The sequence below is a fragment of the Jannaschia aquimarina genome (genome assembly GCF_000877395.1).
Lineage (GTDB): Bacteria > Pseudomonadota > Alphaproteobacteria > Rhodobacterales > Rhodobacteraceae > Jannaschia > Jannaschia aquimarina.
The window spans coordinates 1-17,003 of the sequence record NZ_JYFE01000065.1 but is presented as its reverse complement, the minus strand read 5'-3'; the positions used below and the strand labels follow the sequence as shown (position 1 = coordinate 17,003).

General features: G+C 69.3%; 19 protein-coding genes and 1 tRNA gene. 15 read left to right on the top strand and 5 right to left on the bottom strand.

What is annotated here, in order from left to right; translation table 11 throughout:
• Positions 1 to 26 precede the first annotated feature (26 nt).
• A tRNA-Arg gene (locus jaqu_RS17535) sits at positions 27 to 103 on the top strand.
• Positions 104 to 241: 138 nt separating this feature from the next.
• On the opposite strand, the gene jaqu_RS20835 is transcribed toward jaqu_RS17535, so the two are convergent.
• Complete coding sequence (locus jaqu_RS20835) at positions 242 to 730, bottom strand: MBL fold metallo-hydrolase (RefSeq protein ID WP_141134301.1); 489 nt, start codon at positions 728 to 730, stop codon at positions 242 to 244.
• 486 nt (positions 731 to 1,216) lie between these two features.
• Here jaqu_RS20835 and jaqu_RS17525 point away from each other — a divergent pair, with 486 nt between their 5' ends.
• From jaqu_RS17525 to jaqu_RS17515, 3 genes are all read left to right on the top strand, one after another.
• A complete protein-coding gene (locus jaqu_RS17525; RefSeq protein WP_084630006.1) occupies positions 1,217 to 1,909 on the top strand; it encodes a LuxR C-terminal-related transcriptional regulator in 693 nt (230 codons plus the stop codon).
• 73 nt (positions 1,910 to 1,982) lie between these two features.
• Positions 1,983 to 3,170 (top strand): FIST N-terminal domain-containing protein, encoded by a 1,188-nt coding sequence (locus jaqu_RS17520; RefSeq protein WP_084630001.1) that lies wholly within the window; start codon positions 1,983 to 1,985, stop codon positions 3,168 to 3,170.
• On the top strand, positions 3,167 to 5,380 hold the full coding sequence (locus tag jaqu_RS17515) for a hybrid sensor histidine kinase/response regulator (protein ID WP_043920308.1): 2,214 nt from the start codon (positions 3,167 to 3,169) through the stop codon (positions 5,378 to 5,380). The genes jaqu_RS17520 and jaqu_RS17515 overlap by 4 nt, the downstream gene beginning before the upstream one ends.
• Positions 5,381 to 5,394: 14 nt before the next feature.
• On the opposite strand, the gene jaqu_RS17510 is transcribed toward jaqu_RS17515, so the two are convergent.
• Entirely contained in the window at positions 5,395 to 6,273 is an 879-nt protein-coding gene (locus jaqu_RS17510; RefSeq protein ID WP_043920307.1) for an FAD:protein FMN transferase, read from the bottom strand.
• Positions 6,270 to 8,381, bottom strand: a complete 2,112-nt coding sequence (locus jaqu_RS17505) for a 4Fe-4S binding protein (protein ID WP_043920306.1) — start codon at positions 8,379 to 8,381, stop codon at positions 6,270 to 6,272. The genes jaqu_RS17510 and jaqu_RS17505 overlap by 4 nt, the downstream gene beginning before the upstream one ends.
• A gap of 91 nt (positions 8,382 to 8,472) precedes the next feature.
• Here jaqu_RS17505 and jaqu_RS17500 point away from each other — a divergent pair, with 91 nt between their 5' ends.
• Positions 8,473 to 9,228, top strand: coding sequence for an ABC transporter permease (locus jaqu_RS17500; protein WP_043920317.1), 756 nt, complete (start codon positions 8,473 to 8,475; stop codon positions 9,226 to 9,228).
• An 18-nt stretch (positions 9,229 to 9,246) separates the two neighbouring features.
• Here the strand turns inward: jaqu_RS17500 and jaqu_RS17495 are convergent, their stop codons facing one another.
• Positions 9,247 to 10,161, bottom strand: coding sequence for a DMT family transporter (locus tag jaqu_RS17495; RefSeq protein ID WP_236687893.1), 915 nt, complete (start codon positions 10,159 to 10,161; stop codon positions 9,247 to 9,249).
• Entirely contained in the window at positions 10,128 to 11,021 is an 894-nt protein-coding gene (locus tag jaqu_RS17490; protein WP_043920304.1) for a LysR family transcriptional regulator, read from the bottom strand. Before jaqu_RS17490 ends, jaqu_RS17495 begins: the two co-directional genes overlap by 34 nt.
• 126 nt (positions 11,022 to 11,147) lie before the next feature.
• Here jaqu_RS17490 and jaqu_RS17485 point away from each other — a divergent pair, with 126 nt between their 5' ends.
• From jaqu_RS17485 to jaqu_RS22175, 10 genes are all read left to right on the top strand, one after another.
• Complete coding sequence (locus jaqu_RS17485) at positions 11,148 to 11,723, top strand: FMN-dependent NADH-azoreductase (protein ID WP_043920303.1); 576 nt, start codon at positions 11,148 to 11,150, stop codon at positions 11,721 to 11,723.
• A 61-nt stretch (positions 11,724 to 11,784) separates the two neighbouring features.
• The gene (locus tag jaqu_RS17480; RefSeq protein WP_043920302.1) at positions 11,785 to 11,976 is read left to right on the top strand and encodes a hypothetical protein; all 192 of its coding nucleotides are present in this window, start codon (positions 11,785 to 11,787) and stop codon (positions 11,974 to 11,976) included.
• A 251-nt stretch (positions 11,977 to 12,227) separates the two neighbouring features.
• On the top strand, positions 12,228 to 13,730 hold the full coding sequence (gene ffh, locus jaqu_RS17475) for a signal recognition particle protein (protein ID WP_043920301.1): 1,503 nt from the start codon (positions 12,228 to 12,230) through the stop codon (positions 13,728 to 13,730).
• Complete coding sequence (locus jaqu_RS17470; protein WP_043920300.1) at positions 13,727 to 14,059, top strand: NIPSNAP family protein; 333 nt, start codon at positions 13,727 to 13,729, stop codon at positions 14,057 to 14,059. The genes ffh and jaqu_RS17470 overlap by 4 nt, the downstream gene beginning before the upstream one ends.
• Positions 14,056 to 14,559, top strand: coding sequence for a GNAT family N-acetyltransferase (locus tag jaqu_RS17465; protein ID WP_052501050.1), 504 nt, complete (start codon positions 14,056 to 14,058; stop codon positions 14,557 to 14,559). The genes jaqu_RS17470 and jaqu_RS17465 overlap by 4 nt, the downstream gene beginning before the upstream one ends.
• The gene (locus tag jaqu_RS17460) at positions 14,556 to 15,071 is read left to right on the top strand and encodes a GNAT family N-acetyltransferase (protein WP_043920299.1); all 516 of its coding nucleotides are present in this window, start codon (positions 14,556 to 14,558) and stop codon (positions 15,069 to 15,071) included. Before jaqu_RS17465 ends, jaqu_RS17460 begins: the two co-directional genes overlap by 4 nt.
• Positions 15,068 to 15,634, top strand: coding sequence for a GNAT family N-acetyltransferase (locus tag jaqu_RS17455; RefSeq protein ID WP_043920298.1), 567 nt, complete (start codon positions 15,068 to 15,070; stop codon positions 15,632 to 15,634). The genes jaqu_RS17460 and jaqu_RS17455 overlap by 4 nt, the downstream gene beginning before the upstream one ends.
• A complete protein-coding gene (locus jaqu_RS17450) occupies positions 15,631 to 16,134 on the top strand; it encodes a GNAT family N-acetyltransferase (RefSeq protein ID WP_043920297.1) in 504 nt (167 codons plus the stop codon). The genes jaqu_RS17455 and jaqu_RS17450 overlap by 4 nt, the downstream gene beginning before the upstream one ends.
• The gene (locus jaqu_RS17445; RefSeq protein WP_043920296.1) at positions 16,134 to 16,736 is read left to right on the top strand and encodes a GNAT family N-acetyltransferase; all 603 of its coding nucleotides are present in this window, start codon (positions 16,134 to 16,136) and stop codon (positions 16,734 to 16,736) included. Before jaqu_RS17450 ends, jaqu_RS17445 begins: the two co-directional genes overlap by 1 nt.
• 55 nt (positions 16,737 to 16,791) lie before the next feature.
• The coding region (locus jaqu_RS22175; RefSeq protein ID WP_236687892.1) for a hypothetical protein at positions 16,792 to 17,003 on the top strand (212 nt) is incomplete at its 3' end.

Genomic DNA, 17,003 nt, shown 5'->3' with positions numbered 1-17,003 from the left:
CCCGGCTTTGTCATCTATCGGCCACCGGGCCCATAGCTCAGCTGGATAGAGCAGCCGACTTCTAATCGGCAGGTCGAGGGTTCGAATCCTTCTGGGCCCGCCATCCGACTTTCAGCAGAAAGTCGGTCGCGGTCCGCACCCGCCCGTCCCCGGCCGGCAGTCCGATCTTCTCCGGTCTGCCATTCGGCTCGGGCTCCGTTCAGCCGGGTCCTTCGCCGCCCCGCGATGGGGCGCGGCGGTCCTATGTGGCGGCCACCAGGCGATACCCGTCGCCCGCGCGCTCGATCCGATGCGCTCCGGGCGGCCTATGCATGCCGGCGACGAGCAGCCCGTCGGATGCGGCCATGTCGAGGGCACGCAGGCGCGTCTCGACCGCTTGTCGCGGATCGCTGTCATTAGCGACGAAAGCCTGCGGGTTCGCCATCTGGGTCGGGGCGGTGTGACCGATGTCGCCCCAGATCAGCAGCTCCCGATCGCCATCCGCGACGCGGTAGCCGGTATGGTCGGGATGCAGATGTGTCATCACGACCGCGTCGATGGCACCGGGCGAGAGACCCAGATCCGTGAGCCGGTCGTCGAGCGCCCCCATCGTGGGTGCGAAGGCATCCGCGTCGAGCGTGGGCATCAGGTCCGGTGTCAGCACGAATGTGCCGTCCAGCAGCGCAGTGGCGCTGGCTTCGCCCACGGAGATGACGTCGGCGCGGGCCTTCCGTCGCAGAACGGCTGGCACGAGATCTGCGATTGGCACCCGCGGATGCCCGGCTGCTCGCGCTCCAGGACGTCGGCGCGATCACGGAACCGCTGTTCTACCCGCAGCTGATGGGCCTCAGCCCGTCGGAGAACCGGGACGAGGTGATCGGCCGTGCCGTCACGATGCTGCGCGCCGCGATCCGAGGCCGACCGGAGAGGCGATCGGGGCGGCGTTCACCGCGTCCGACCACCGCTTGCAGGCAAGTGATCCGGGTCACGGTCCTTGCAGGCAGATCGCCACTCTGCCCTGCCCATGCGCGGCCACCCGATATCCGATCGGGGACGGGAACAGGCCGGGACGGGGACGCGAGGCAAGGGCACGCATGTCGCGCAACCCAAAAGAGTCTCGCCGACCGGGCCCGATCTGCGCGCCCCGTCCTTCCCAGGTCTCCGAGCCGCCCTAAGACTTTTAGCGGGGTATGTGACGAGGGTTCCCGGTTCTATGCTGCATTTCATGAGCGTTGACATGCGATCCGACGCCGCCGAGGCGTCCATGGCCGGCAAGGGCTGGGCCCTTGTGGTCGATGACCACCCGCTCTTTTGCGAGGCGCTCGAAATGACCCTGCGCTCGGTATCCCCGGGCTGGAGCATCGTCACGGCGTCGACCCTGCAGGAAGGGCTCGACCGCATGAACGAAACGGACCCCCCGTCGCTCGTGGTCCTTGACCTGAACCTGCCCGACGTGACCGGCTTCGACGGCCTAATCCGGGCCCGTCAGGCCGCGCAGGGTGCGCCAGTGATCGTCGTGTCCTCGATGACCGACAACAAGATCGTGTCGGGCGCCCTCAAGGCCGGCGCGTCCGGCTACGTGCCCAAGCACTCGCGCCGCGCCGTCTTCAAGGCCGCTCTCGAAGCGATCGAGACCGGAGGCACCTACCTGCCGGATACGTTCCTCGACGGGGAGGAGGCCGGCCAGACATCCGGCGACGCGCTCGGCCGCCTCGCGACGCTCACGCCGCAGCAGGGCCGGATCCTCGATCTGATCTGCGACGGCATGCTCAACAAGCAGATCGCCTACGAACTGTCGATTGCCGAGACGACGGTGAAGGCCCACGTGACCGCGATCATGCGAAAGCTCGGCGTTCGCAGCCGGACCCAGGCCGTCCTCGTGGCCCAGGAAGCGCACTTTTCCTCCGTCAGCGCGCAGCCCGAGGGCTGACCGAGGCCCCGCGACGCTGGGTCACTTGTCAAGTCGCCGCTGAGACCGCATCCTCCGGTCTCGGAGGAGACGCATGAACATCCAACGCGACGGTCAGACCCCGTCAGCGTCCGTGCACATCTCGCGCGGAGCTTTCGTCACGGTGGAGGTGGCTGTAGACGATCACGAACCGGCCGCGCGCATCGCGGCCGACCTGGGCGATGTCCCGATCGCGCAGATCTTCCTGTTCTGTAGCCCGTCCTCCGCCTTCGAGACGCTCGTCTCGGATCTCGACGCGCGGCTGCCGGACGTGCCGGTCGTCGCCTGCACCACCGCCGGCGAAATCGGCGCACAGGGCTACGCCGACGACCGGATCATCGCGGTCGCACTGCCCAAGGCCCATTTCGCCACCCAGCCGATCCTGATCGAAACCCTCTCCGGCATCGACAGGACCGCCGCCGCGGAACGGGTCGTCGCCGAGCGGATCGCGCTTGCCGACGCGAACCCGGACAAACCCGAGGGCTTCGCCTTTCTCATGGTGGATGGCCTCAGCCTGCGCGAGGACATGCTCGTCGGCAGTCTCGCCCCGGCCCTCGGTCAGATGCCGCTCTTCGGCGGCTCCGCGGGGGACGGGCAGCGGTTCGACCGGACCCTCCTGTCGATCGACGGCCGCGTCTACCGGGACGCCGCGATCCTGACGCTGGTCCAGACGGACCACGCGGTGAAGGTGTTCAGCCTCGACAACCTCGTCCCGACGGACACCCGCATGGTCGTCACGGCCGCGGATCCGGATCGGCGCATCGTCAAGGAGATCAACGCCGAGCCCGCAGGCCGCGAATATGCGCGCATCATCGGCAAGGATCCCGAACAACTGGATGAGTTCACCTTCGCCTCCCATCCCGTAACCGTGCGGCTGGGCGAGGGCCATCACGTCCGCGCCATCCAGCGGGTCAACGAGACCGGCGAGCTGGTCTTCTTCTCGGCCATCGAAGAGGGGATGGTCCTGACGGTGGCCGAACCGGCCGAGATCGTGAACCACCTCGAACAATCTCTCGCACGGCTTTCCGCAACGGCGTCCCCGGCGGGTATTCTGGCCTGCGACTGCCTCCTGCGGCGCATTTCCGCCGAGCAGGGGCAGCGCGGCCGAGAGATCTCCGAAGTCCTTTCCCGCCATGGCGTCATCGGCTTCTCGACCTACGGAGAGCAGATCGGCCCGCTGCACCAGAACCAGACGATGACCGGCGTCGCTCTGTTCCCGCCCACGGGCAACGGCGGCGCATGACCCTCGTCGATCCGGCCGACCCGCCCGAGCGGCGCGCAGCCAAGCTTCTGCGGATCGCCGAGGCGCTGATGAACCGGGTCGAGCAATCGCCGGACCATTCCAGCCTCGCCTACGCCCAGTTCGAACGCGCCGCCCGTCTCGAAGGCGAGGTCCGCCAGCGGACCGAACAGCTCGAACGCACGCTGGACCTGCTCCACGACTCGAACGCCCGTCTTGCCGCCGCGATGGAGGAAGCGCAGGCCGCGCGCGAAAATCTCGCCCAAGCCATCGAAACCGTGGACGAGGGGTTCGCGCTCTTCGATGCCGACGACCGGCTCGTGCTCCATAACAGCCGCTTCTGCATCGACCTCAAAGACGTCGCCCCCAATCTGCGTCCGGGCCTGCCCTTCGCCGATTATGTCGAGTTGGTCAGTCGCAGCGAAATGCTGGAACTCCCGGAAAGCCAGACACCGGGCGAATGGCGGACCCGCCGCCTGCGCCGCCACTCGGACAGCCGCACCACCTTCAACGTCCGCCTGACAATGGACCGCTGGATACAGGTTTCCGAACACCGCACCGGCACGGGCGGCACGGTGATCCTTCAGACCGATGTCACCAAGGTCGTCCGGGCCGAGCGGCGCGAGCGCGACCGGATGATCGACCGCCAGGCCCGCATGGCGCGCGCAACGCTCGACCATCTCGACCAGGGCGTCGCCACTTTCGACCGCAACGCGAGGCTCGTCGGCTGGAATGCCCAGATGGAAGCGATCCTCGCCAAACCCATCGGGGAGGACGTGCTCAGCCTGCCCTTCACCGACCTGATGAACCGGCTGGCCAGCGGCTTCGTGTTCACCGGAGCCATCGACCGTCCGGCACTGGAGGCGTGGGCGGCGCGGCGCGGACGGAGGCGCAGCCTTTCGTTCGAGGTCCGGCAGATCACCGGGCCGGCGCCCCGGATCCATGCCGTCTCGGCCCAACAGATCCCCGATGGCGGCTTCGTCATCAGTTTCACCGACGTCACCTCCGAGCGCGAAAGCGAGCGCGCGCTGCGCGATCTGAACGAGACGCTGGAACGCCGCGTCGACCTGCGCACGAACGAACTCGGCGTCGCGTTGGAAGAGGCGCGCCGGGCGAACGCGTCGAAGACACGCTTCATGGCCGCCGCCAGCCACGACCTGCTGCAGCCCCTGTCCGCCGCCAAGCTCTTCGTTTCCGCGATCGAGGACCGCGCGCGCGACTCAGATCTGGGCGACGTCGCGGGCAAGGCGATCAGCGCGCTGGCCTCGGTCGAGACGATCATCGAGGCGCTGCTCGACATCTCCAAGCTCGACTCGGGGCGCGTCAACGTCACGGTCAAGTCGACCCCGCTGACCGCGATCTTCGAGAGCCTCGCGCTCGAAATGACGCCGCTGGCCGCCGCGCGCGGGATCGACCTGCGGTTCGTCCCCTGCACCCTCCGCGTCAAGAGCGACCCGGTCCTGCTGCGCCGCATGGTGCAGAACCTCGTCGCGAACGCGATCCGGCACACCGATGGCAAGCGGGTGCTGGTCGGCGTCCGCCGCCGTGACGGGACCGCCCGGATCGACGTCTGCGACATGGGTCCCGGCATCGCGCCGGCCGACCAGGCGGACATCTTCAAGGAATTCCATCAACTCGGCCCCCATCGCTCCGGCGCGAACGGGCTTGGCCTCGGGCTCGCCATCGTCGAGCGCGCGGCGGCAACCCTGAAGCACGGCCTGGGCCTCGCGTCCGAGCCGGGGCGGGGCAGCCGGTTCTCGGTGACGGTTCCGGTCGACACCGCGCCGGGCGATGCCCCCGACCGCGGCGGACCGGAGGATGCGCGCGAACGCCCGTCGCTCTACGGTCAGGTGGTGATGCTGGTCGAGAACGATCTCGAAGTCGCGCGCGGCATCACCCTGATGGTCGAGGGCTGGGGCGCCGACCTCATCCATGCCGAGAATGCCGAAGGCGCGCTGTCGTTGCTGGATGACCTGGGGATCACGCCCGATGCGCTCCTGATCGACCACCAGCTCGGCGAGGGGCCCGACGGGCTGGAATTGCTAGAGCTTCTGCGCCGCGCCCATGGCGACCTGCCCGCCCGCGTCATCTCTGCCGATCGGTCGGATGATCTGCGCCGCGCCTGCGACGGGGCGGGCGCGCCGCTGATCCCGAAGCCGCTCGACCCCGATCTGGTAGTCGGGTTTCTCGGCGCGGTGGCGGCAGGCCCGTAACCGCGGGCGCCCGATCAGACCGTGCGCACGTTTCCGTCGTGATCGACAAGGACGATCCGCCGGACAGCAGGCAAGAGCCTGATGCGGCGGATCCGCGGCTCCGTCGCAAGGACCAGCGCCGTCGACAGCCCGTCCGCCAGCGTCGCGCTCTCGGCCTCGACGGTCACGGTGGACCAGCGCGGCCCCGAATAGGGCGAGCGCGGATGCAGGATGTGCCCGTGCCGACCCAGAGGCGTCGCCGCCGGGCTGGACGTGGCCACGGCCCCTCCCGCAAGGGTGATCTGCGCCACTTCGCCATGCTGGGGGTCTTCGACACCGAGGCGCCGCGACGCCCCGAGCGCCGCCTGTTCGCCCAGATCGACGAAGGCGTCCTCCAGCCCATGGGCGCGCAAAACCCCCGTCACGAGGTCGGTCGCATAGCCTTGCGCGATCCCGTTGAACGTGACCTGCTGCGACCGGCCCAGACGGACCCGGCCACCGGTCCGGCGCACGCGGTCCCATCCATGCCACCCGAATTCGTCTCGCAGGTCGCCACGCGCCAGTGCGCTCCAGCCCGCCTGCACGGTCGGATCGAACAATCCACCCGTCAGGTGGTGAAGGTCGTCCGCCCGATCGCACAGGTCGAGGAAGAGATCCGGCGCGTCGGCGACCTCGCCGTCCCGGTTCAGGCGCGACACCAGACTGTCCGGGCGGTAGAGACTGAAGATCCGCTCGACCTCCTCGACCATCGCCAGCGCCTCGACCAGCGCGGGGGTCGCGATTTCGGGCGGGGCGGACAGCTCCAGCCGGACCCGCGCGCCCAGCGCCACACCGTCCCACCGGACCGGCGCGGCGGCGTAGGCGGGGAAGGCTGCGAAGCCCGCGGCGAGCGTCAGGAACCGGCGGCGTCTCATTCGGCGGCAATCTTCTCGGGTCTGGGGCGCATGGTTCGCCCCTTGGCTGCCAGGACCAGTGGCACGCATTGCTTGGGATCGTCATGGATCGTCACGCAATCGAGGCACTGGAAGCATTCCGAATAGTCTATCTTGCCCGATTTCTCAATGGCCCCGTAGCGGCACTTTACCTTGCAGAGCTGGCACGGGGAGCCGCAGGCCTCGCGCCGGGCGATCCAGTCGCGGCCCCGCACCAGCCCTCCGATCGCCATCAGCGCCCCAAGCGGGCACAGATAGCGGCAGAACCCCTTGAAGAGCACCATCGACAGCAGCAGCAGGCCGACGGCGTAGGCGACGAAATACCATTCCCGCACAAAGAAGGTGGTCACGGCGGTCTTGAACGGCTCCACCTCCACGGCCTGATCCAGCCGCGCCGGCGCAACCACCGCGATGCCCACCAGCCCCGCGAGAACCACGTATTTCAGCCATTTCAGCCGCGCGTCCCAGGTCGCTGACGGCTCGATCTGGGGCAGCCGCAGCAACCGCCCCAGATGCGCGGCGAATTCCTGCATCGCGCCGAACGGACATAGCCACCCGCAGAAGAGCCCCCGCCCCCAGGCCACGAAGCCCGCGATCGCCACTGCCCAGATCACCAGCGAGAAGGGGTCGTAGATCAGGAAGTTGTAGCTTCCCCCCTCGATCGCCGCCCGCAGCGTCGCCAGGGGCGTCACGATGGACAATTGCCCCTGCCCCCACCAGCCGACGAAGCCAATCACGGCGGCCAGGATGCCAAGCCGGATCGCGGTGTAGTGCCGGTGCCCCGCCAGCCGGTTCATCCCCGGCCCGAGGACGGCCAGAAGCGCGATCAACCCTACCGACAGCACCACCAGATCCCCCGCCCGGCCGCGCAACGCCTCAAGCCAGGGCGGGATCGGCCGGGGCACCTCCGGGCGCGCGAAGAACCGCGCGGGCGTCACATGGGGCACTTCGACCTCGACACGTCCGATCTCGGGCTGGAACATCCCATGCTCGCGCACCGCGGCGACCTTCAGCACCCATTCGGCCGATGGGTCGAAGCCCAGCCGGCGATCCGTCCGCAGGATCAGCCCGGCCCCGAAATCCACGGCATCGACGATCTCGTCGGGCACGTCATCCGCGAAGTCGATCAGCAGATCCGAGTCGCGAAACGCCACCGGGAAGCCGCCCTGCTCGGCGCTGATCCAGTCGGGCGCGGTGTTGCGCACGAACTCCTCCGAGACGAGGCCGTGGCGCGCGGTTTCCACCACGAGCACCGGCTCGTCGGTGGTGGAGATCGCCTGAAAGTTCTCCAGCGCGCGCATCCCCCTCTCTGACAGCACCGCGCGGGCGATCGAGGGCGGGCCCAGATCCACGACCCAGAGATCCATGTAGATCCCGTCCGGATCGGCCAGCGCCTCGGGGTCGTCGCGTGCCCAGATCGTGCCCTCGAAATCCGCCTGGATCTCGGCATTGGTGACGGTGTGGCGCGTGACGATCCCCTGCTCGACCAGATCGGCCCAACTCAGATCCTCTTCGACATTCGGATCCGGATAGGCGGGCGGCCCTGTCGAGATGCCGCCCATCTTCTCGCGCGCCACCTGCAGCGCGGCGGCGAGCACGCTCTCGTGGGCGATGCGGACGCTCGCCGTGCCCTTGGTCACGCCGTCCAGATAGACCAGGCTCGACCCCTCGGTCGCACCGCCATAGGGCGAGCCGACGACGATGCTGTCGCTGATCGAATGGCCGCGATACTGGTCGAAGAAGTCGTAGAACAGCCGCTCCGGCAGGCCCGAGACGAAGATCGGCTCGTTGTGGTCCAGCAGTTTGACGTCCAGGAACCGCCCGTCCAGATCCAGCGTCACCAGCATGTTGATCGACGCGCCCGAAAATCCGGGCAACGGGGCCATGGGTTCGGTCTCGAAGACATAGCCCGCATGGGCACCGCCCGAATTGAGCAATTCGTAGACGCCATCGTCGTTGAGCAGCGCGCCCAGTTCCATCGGCGGCACGATCAGCGGCGCCAGACGCTCGCGCGGGGACGGCTCGGCCAACGCGGCCAAAGCCGAGCATAGCACCGCGACGGCGCTCAGGATCGCGCGCAATCCTCCCATCGGCGTCACTCTATGCGGCCCCGGTCCGGCCCCCCATGCGACCTTGGTGGGGGCGTTGCAAGGGCTCCTGACACGGGGCACCTTCGCCCGCATGACCGACCGCGCGTTCCCCTTCGCCGCCTCTCTCGGCGCCCTCGTGGCGCTCTGGATCGTCGCGGCCTGGCTCAGCGCCGATCCACAGATCCTGCCGCAACCCTGGACGGTCTGGTCCATCGCCGTCGCCGAATGGCAGAGCGGAGAGCTGCCGCGCCACCTGCTGGCCACGCTGCGCCGCGTGGCGCTGGCCTTCGCGGCGGCCTTCGCGCTGGGTTGCCTGCTGGGCGCCGCGATGGGCGCAAGCGCGCGCGTCGACCGCTGGGCGGGCCCGTGGGTCGTGGTGGCGCAGAACGTGCCCGCGCTTGTGGTGATCGTGCTGTGCTACCTCTGGATCGGGCTCAACGAGGTGGCGGCCATCACCGCCGTCGCCGTCAACAAGACGGCCATGGTCGCCGTCACCCTGCGCGAAGGCGTGCGCAGCCTCGACGGCGCCACGGCCGATATGGCGCGCGCCTACCGGATGAGCCGCGGGACGCGCCTGCGCCACGTCGTGCTGCCGCAGCTCTGGCCCTACCTGTCCTCGGCCACGCGCAACGGACTGGCGATCATCTGGAAGATCGTGCTCGTGGTCGAGTTCCTGGGCCGCTCCGACGGGATCGGCTTCCGCATCCATCTCTTCTTCCAGCTCTTCGAGACGGGTCACGTCCTGGCCTATGCCCTCTCCTTCGTGGCGATCATGCTGGCGATCGAGTACCTGCTTCTCCGCCCGGTGGAGACGCGGGCAACGCGGTGGCGATCGGCCCGGGCCTGAGGCGCCGCCCTCCGGCACTCAGTCCGCCTTGAGCAACAGGCCCAGCGCCCCGACCGTCAGTGCGACCCCGACCAGGATGCCCAGGGGCGGCGCGGGCTGACCCAGCGCCAGCGACCACAGCGTCACCCAGGCGGGCACCAGATAAGTATAGGCCATCACCTTCGCCGCGGGCAGCCGCAGCGTCGCGAATTGCAACAGCGTGAAGGTCGCCGCCGAGGCGAAGACCGCCGTGTAACCGATCGCGACCCAGACGCGTGGCGGCAACGCGCTCCAATCCGTGGCCGCCAGCGCGGGCGCGCCCACCAGGCTGACGACGCAGGCCCCCGCCACCAGCGTGCCGAAGGTGAACACCGCCGCCCGCTCGCCCCGATTCAGCATCCGCACCAGCGGCGTGTAGAGCGCGTGCGCCGCGCAGCCCGCAAGGTAGATCCACTCGCCGCGTCCGACCTCGAACCGCCGCAGCGCCGCCCAATCCGCGTCGAAGATGACCCACAACGCGCCCAGCGCGCCCAGCGCCAGCGCGCCCGCGATCCGCGGCGTCGTGACCTGCCGCAGCAGCAGCCAGCCGAAGCCCGCCGCCATCACCGGCGTCAGCGTGAAGACCGCCGCCGCCGAGACCGGCGCCGCCGTCTTCAGCCCCTCGAACATCAGCACGAAGTACGTGGCGAAGACGGTGCCCAGCACGATGTAGCGCCAGGGTGCCGCGCCGGCGCCCCGTGCGCCGCCCGTCAGCGCCACGCCGATCCCGACGATCCCGGCGGCGACCCAGAACCGCACCGCGTTCAGCGCCAGCGGCGCGATGTCGTTGGCCGCCGCCGCGCCCAGCGGAAAGCTGCCCGCGACCAGAGCCGAGAACAGCAGCATCGCCCCGTGGCCCCTCAGCGCCTCGGCGCGGAGCGTCAGTATTCCGGATCCGGCCATTGCTGCGCCCATTCGCGCAGGAAGGCGCTGATCTTCTGGACCTTGGCCGTTCGGTGCAGGTCCACATGGGTCACCAGCCACAGCATGCTGGACCATTCGGGACGCGGGGCGAAGACCTGTTGGATATCCTCGCGCCCGTCTTCCGCCCAGGTGGGCGAAAAGCCGATCCCCAGCCCAGCCCGCATCGCCGGCCAGGCGGCGGTGATCTGGTTGACCTTGAAGGTGATGTTCCGCGCCGGGATGTTCTGTTGCAGCCAGGCGAAGAACGGCGCGCGCGGGGTCTCGTCGGCCGATCCGATGAAGCGGTGGTCGCCCACATCCTCCAGGCTGTCGGGCACACCATGGCGGCGGATGTAATCGCGCGAGGCGTAAAGCCCGAAGCCCTGATCGTAGAACTTGCGCACCACGTTGTCGGGCTGGTCCGGCTGGGTGCCCGCGCGCACGGCCAGATGCGCCTCGCCATATTCCAGCCGGAATACCCGCTCATCGGTGAGGAACTTGATCGTCAGGTCCGGATGCTCTTCCTGAAAGGCCGAGAGGGCGGGCGCCAGCAGCGGGGCGAGCACGGCCAGCGACGTGATGATCAACTCGCCCGTCACCTCGTCGCCCCGGCCCCGGATGCGGTTGGCAAGCTGCGCCAACTGGTCGTCGGTGCGCTGCGCCACGTTCAGCAGGTCCTGCCCCGCCTCGGTGGGGGTGTAGCCGCGGGCATGGCGCTGGAACAGCTTGGTGCCCAGCTTTCCCTCCAGGCTGTCGATATGCCGGATGACGGTGGCATGGTGCACGCCCAAGGCCTGCGCCGCGCCCGACACCGTCCCAAGCCGGGCCACCTGAAAGGCGGTCCGCACCTCGTCCCAATCGTTGAAGGCCATCTGCGTCTCCTGGTTGGCGGAACGGTAACCGCAAATACGCACAGCCGCTATAGCAAAGCGCACGTTGCGTTCGGAAATCCAGATGACACCTTCAGCGCACCGCATATCAGCCCGAAAGGCCCCGCCATGAACATCCTGCGCATCGACAGCTCCGCCCGCCACGACGGCTCCATCAGCCGCAAGCTCCTCGACGACGTCGCCGCCCGCCTCGGCGGCCCGGTCACCACCCGCGACCTCGCAACAGAGCCGCTGCCCCAGATCACCGGCACCTGGATGGGCGCCAACTTCACCCCAGAGGCCGATCGTACGGACGAGCAGCGCGCCGCGCTCGCCCAGTCCGACGCCCTGATCGCCGAGCTCAAGGCCGCCGACACGATCCTGATCGGCGCGCCGATCTACAATTTCTCGATCCCCGCCGCGCTCAAGGCCTGGATCGACCTGGTGGCCCGTGCGGGCGTGACCTTCCGCTACACCGAGAATGGCCCCGAAGGTCTGCTCGAAGGCAAGCGCGCCATCATCGCCATCGCCTCCGGCGGGACCGAGGTCGGCTCGGAGATCGACTTCGCCAGCGGCTACCTGCGCCATGTCCTCGGCTTCATCGGCATCACGGATGTCGAGTTCGTCGCCGCGGACCGCCTGATGATCGACGCCGACGCGTCGATGTCCAAGGCCGGCGACCAGATCGGGGCGCTGGCCGCCTGAGCCTCGTTCCGATGCGGTTCCGGCTTTGCCTCCGGGGCCGCATCGGCTAGAATTCAGGGGCATGACCCCGTTTCAGCTGCTCCTGATACGCTCCGCCTTCCTGCCCGCCGGTCTCGCGCTCGAGGCGACGGCGCGGATCACGTCCCTTTGGGCCGCCCAGGCGAATATCGGCATCGCCACCGGAGAGGCGGGCCGAACCCTCGCCCGCTCCGCCGCCGAAAGCTGGACCGACGGGGCGCGACGCGGGGGCTAGGCCGGACGGCGCTCATCGCCGCGACCCGGCCCTTATGTCGGCGGCAGGTCCCGCAGGGACCGCCCCGCCACGCCGCCCGACCTTGACCCCCCGCCCTCTGCGCAATAGGCCGCGCGCAACCCGGAAGCCCTGCCTTCCGGTCCCCGCCTTTCGGGGATCGCCCTCCGCCAGCGTTGTACGCCCGCGGGGGCGTTTGCGCATTCGCCGGGCCCGTCCCATCTAGGGGACGTCCCAAACCGAGGAGAGACGCGATGTTCGAGAGCCTGTCAGACCGCTTGGGCGGCGTCTTCGACCGCCTCACCAAGCAGGGCGCCCTGACCGAGGACGACGTCCGCACCGCCATGCGCGAGGTCCGCGTCGCCCTCCTGGAGGCGGACGTCTCGCTGCCCGTCGCCCGCTCCTTCACCAAGGCCGTTACCGGCAAGGCCACCGGCGCCGCCGTGACCAAGTCGGTCACCCCCGGCCAGCAGGTCGTCAAGATCGTCCATGACGAACTCGTCAAGACGCTGGAGGGCGACGAGGAGCCGGGCCGCCTCAAGATCGACAACCCGCCCGCGCCGATCCTGATGGTCGGCCTGCAGGGTGGCGGCAAGACGACGACCACCGGCAAGATCGCCCGCCGCCTGAAGGAGCGCGACGGCAAGAAGGTCCTGATGGCCTCGCTCGACGTGAACCGCCCCGCGGCCATGGAACAGCTTGCCATCTTGGGCGAGCAGATCGGCGTCGACACCCTGCCCATCGTCCCCGGCCAGCGCCCCGTCGACATCGCCAAGCGCGCCAAGCAGCAGGCCGCGCTGGGCGGCTACGACGTCTACTTCCTCGACACCGCCGGCCGGCTCCAGATCGACCAGGTGCTGATGGACGAGGTGCAGCAGGTCCGCGACGCGGTCTCGCCCCGCGAGACGCTTCTGGTGGTCGACGGCCTGACCGGCCAGGTCGCCGTCGAGGTCGCGCAGGAATTCGACGACAAGGTCGGCGTCTCGGGCGTCGTGCTGACCCGGATGGACGGCGACGGCCGCGGCGGCGCGGCCCTCTCGATGCGCGCCGTGACCGGCAAGCCCATCCGCTTCGTCGGCCTGGGCGAAAAGCTCGACGCGCTCGAAGAGTTCGACGCCCGCCGCATCGCCGGCCGCATCCTCGGCATGGGCGACATCGTCTCCCTGGTCGAGAAGGCGCAGGAAGTGGCCGATGTCGAGGCCCAGGAACGCATGATGAAGCGGTTCCAGAAGGGCCTCTTCAACATGAACGACCTCAAGGGCCAGCTTCAGCAGATGCAGAAGATGGGCGGCATGGAGGGCATGATGTCCATGATGCCCGGCATGGGGAAGATGAAGAAGGCGATGGAGGGCTCGGGCATCGACGACTCGATCCTGCGCCGCCAGATCGCCCTGATCGATTCCATGACCAAGAAGGAACGCGCGAACCCCGCCCTGCTGCAGGCCAGCCGCAAGAAGCGCATCGCCAAGGGTGCCGGGCTGGAAGTCAGCGAACTCAACCAGCTTCTCAAGATGCACCGCCAGATGGCGGACATGATGAAGAAGCTGGGCAAGGGCGGGATGCTCAAGCGCGCCATGTCGATGATGGGCGGCAAGGGCGGGATGCCCGATCCGGCCAGCATGGACCCCGCCGCGCTGGAACAGGCGCAGAAGCAGCTCGGCGCGCTGGGCAAGATGCCCGGCGGCATGCCCGGAATGCCCGGCATGGGCGGCGCAGCCCTGCCCCCGGGCCTCGGCGGTTTCGGGAAGAAGAAGTGATCACCTGCACCGTCCGATACGAGATCGACCCCGACAAGCTGTCGGAGTTCGAGCGCTACGCCCGGTTCTGGCTGCGCAAGATCCCGGAGATGGGCGGTATCCATCACGGCTACCACCTGCCGCACGAGGGGCCGAACGACGTGGCCTATTGCCATTTCTCCTTCGACAGCCTCGCCGCCTACGAGGCCTATCGCGCCGCGATGTGGGACGACGCCGAGTGCCTGCGCGCCTACGATTTCGCGACCCGGACAAAGTGCATCCGCCGCTACGACCGCAGCTTCACCCGGCCGGTGCTCGACGGCGCGTCCGCGGGCGATCTCGACCTGTGACCGCCACCGGCCTCCATATCCCGACGTTCACGACCGAGCGCCTGACCCTGCGCGCCCCCCGCGTCGAGGACGCGCCCGCCTATGCCGCCTTCTACGCCTCGGATCGCAGCCGCATCATCGGCGGTCCGCTGGACCAGACGGCCGCGTGGAAGATCCTGACCAACGATGTCGGCCACTGGCACCTGCGCGGCTTCGGCTGGTGGAGCCTCGATGACGGCACCGGCTGCGTCGGCTCCTGCGGCTTCCACCTGCCGGCCGGGCGGCCCTCGGTCGAACTCGGCTGGTCGCTCTTCTCGGGCACCGGCAAGGGCTACGCGACCGAGGCGGCGCGCGCCGCGCTCGACTGGGCCGACGGACGCTGGCCGGATCTCGTCAGCCATATCGACCGCTCCAACGTGGCCTCGCAGAAGGTCGCCGCCCGCCTTGGGGCCCGCGACAGCGGTCGCCCGCCGGCCCACGACGCCGATTGCACGATCTGGACCTACGAGGCGGCCCCATGACACCGCCGACCCTTAAAACCGAGCGCCTCATCCTGCGGGCCCCGCGGCTCGAGGATTTCGAGGCGTGGGCGGCCTATTTCGCCTCGGATCGGTCTGTCCCGGAAGGCGGCCCTTTCGATCGCGCCGAAGCGTGGCGGCGCTGGGCCGCGGATGTCGCGCTCTGGTCCCTCAGGGGCTACGGCGCCTTCGGATGCGATGACAAGGCGACCGGAGCCTATGTCGGCGAGGTCGGCCTCGACGAACCCGAAGGCTTCCCCGAGCCAGAGCTCGGCTGGTTCGTCGTCCCGCCCGCGGAAGGTCACGGCTTCGCCGCAGAGGCCGCGCGTGCCGTGATCGACTGGACGGCCGAGACCTTCGACTGGCCGCGCCTGGTGACGATCACTGATCCCGGCAATGCCCGCTCCATCGCTCTGGCCCGCCGATTGGGCGGGATCGAGGATGCCTCGCTTCCGGGCGTTTGTCCGGGCGATGCCGTCTTCCGCTACGATCTCCGGGGGATCCGCGCCGCATGATCGCGCCGCTCGACATCCCCGTCACGGACCCATCCGCGACCTGCGCCGCCGCGATCACCTCCGCGATCCCGACGCTGCGCACGTCGCGCACCGTGCTGCGCGCCCCGCGACTGGCGGATTTCGACGCGCTTCAGGCGATCATGGGATCCCAGCGCGCCGTCCATGCGGGCGGGCCGTCCAACCCGGTCGAAACATGGGGCGATTTCTGCGCCATGACGGCGATCTGGCTCTTGCGGGGTCACGGCATGTGGACCGTCGAGACCCGCGCCGACGACGTTGCGGGCTTCGTCCTGATCGGCACCGAACCCGGCGACCGCGAACACGAACTGGGCTTTCTCTTCGCCGAGGCATTCGAGGGGCTGGGCCTAGCCACCGAGGCGGCGACCGCCGCGCGCGACTTCGCCTGGACGCGCCTGCGCCTTCCCAGCCTCGTCAGCTACATCGCCCCCGGCAATACCCGGTCGGAACGGCTGGCGCGGCGCCTCGGCGCGACGGTGGACGGCACGATCCTCGACGGCACCGTCGCCGTCTGGCGCCATCCCCGGCCAGAGGGCGCGTCATGATCCCGACGCTGACCACCGATCGCCTGACCCTGCGCGCGCCGCGCCCCGAAGACGTGGCGCCCTTCGCCGCCTTCTATGCCAGCGACGCGGCCCGTTTCGTCGGCGGCTCCCGCCCCCGGTGGGAGACGTGGCGCTATGTCTGCGAAGTGGTGGGCCACTGGCACATGCGCGGCTTCGGCCGCTGGATCGCCGCGCGCCGCTCGGACGATGCGCCGGTCGGCCTCGTCGGCCTGCATCACCCGGAGGATTGGCCCGAGCCGGAAATCGGCTGGATGTTCTGGGAAACGGGACGGGGTTTCGCCACCGAAGCCGCCCGAGCGGCGCGCCGCTGGGCCTACCGGGAGGCCGGGCTGACGACGCTGATCTCCCTGATCGCCCCCGACAATACCCTGTCGATCGCCTTGGCGGAGCGGCTCGGCGGCGTCCGCGAGGCCGACTTCACGCATGTGAAGTTCGGACGCATGGGCGTCTGGCGCCAGCCGGGCCCGGAGGAGATCTGATGGCCCGCACCGATATCCCCGTCCTGGAAACGCGCCGCCTGATCCTGCGCGGCCCCGAGCCAGAGGATTACCCGAACTTCAAGGCGACCTTCGCCTCCTACCGGTCCCGCTTCATGGGCGGACCGCTGAATCCCTACGAGGCATGGATGCTCTATGCCGCCGAGATCGGCCACTGGGAGATCCGGGGCTTCGGCATGTGGATGATCCACGCCAGGGAGGACGACCGCGCGCTGGGCATGGCGGGCGGCTGGCAGCCCGCCGGCTGGCCCGAGCGGGAACTGGCCTGGATCATCTTCCCCGGCGAAAGCGGCCAGGGCTATGCGCTGGAGGCGACCCATGCCGCCCGCTCCTGGTTCTACCGCAACGGCTGGGACGGCGCGGTCAGCTATGTCGATCCCAAGAATGTCGACAGCCTGATGCTCTGCGACCGGCTGGGAGCGAAGATCGACCCCGAGGCCCGCACCGTCGATGGCAGCGACGTCTGCTACAGGCATCCCGGCCCCGAAGCCTTGCGCGACACCCGCCTCGCCTGGGCCATCGAACGCGAGATCGAGCATTACGCCGACCCCGCGCTTACGCCGGAGGGTGTCCCCGTTGACTGACTGCATTCCTCTCCCCGTTACCTGCCGCGCCGGTCTCCCCCACCCGGTCCGCACGATGCGCCGGACCGACCGCACGCCGAAGATGCCGGCCGCGCATGCCGTCACCGATCGTGCCGTCACCGGCCTTCGCGGCGGACCGCCACCACACGCAGCCGAAACGGCCCACATCCCCACATCATCCCGCCCGCGCCCCAAGGCGCGCGCCTGCTTCTTCTCGGCCCAAATACTCCCGCCGGAGGCCCGGATCGGACGGGGCTCGATGCCCCG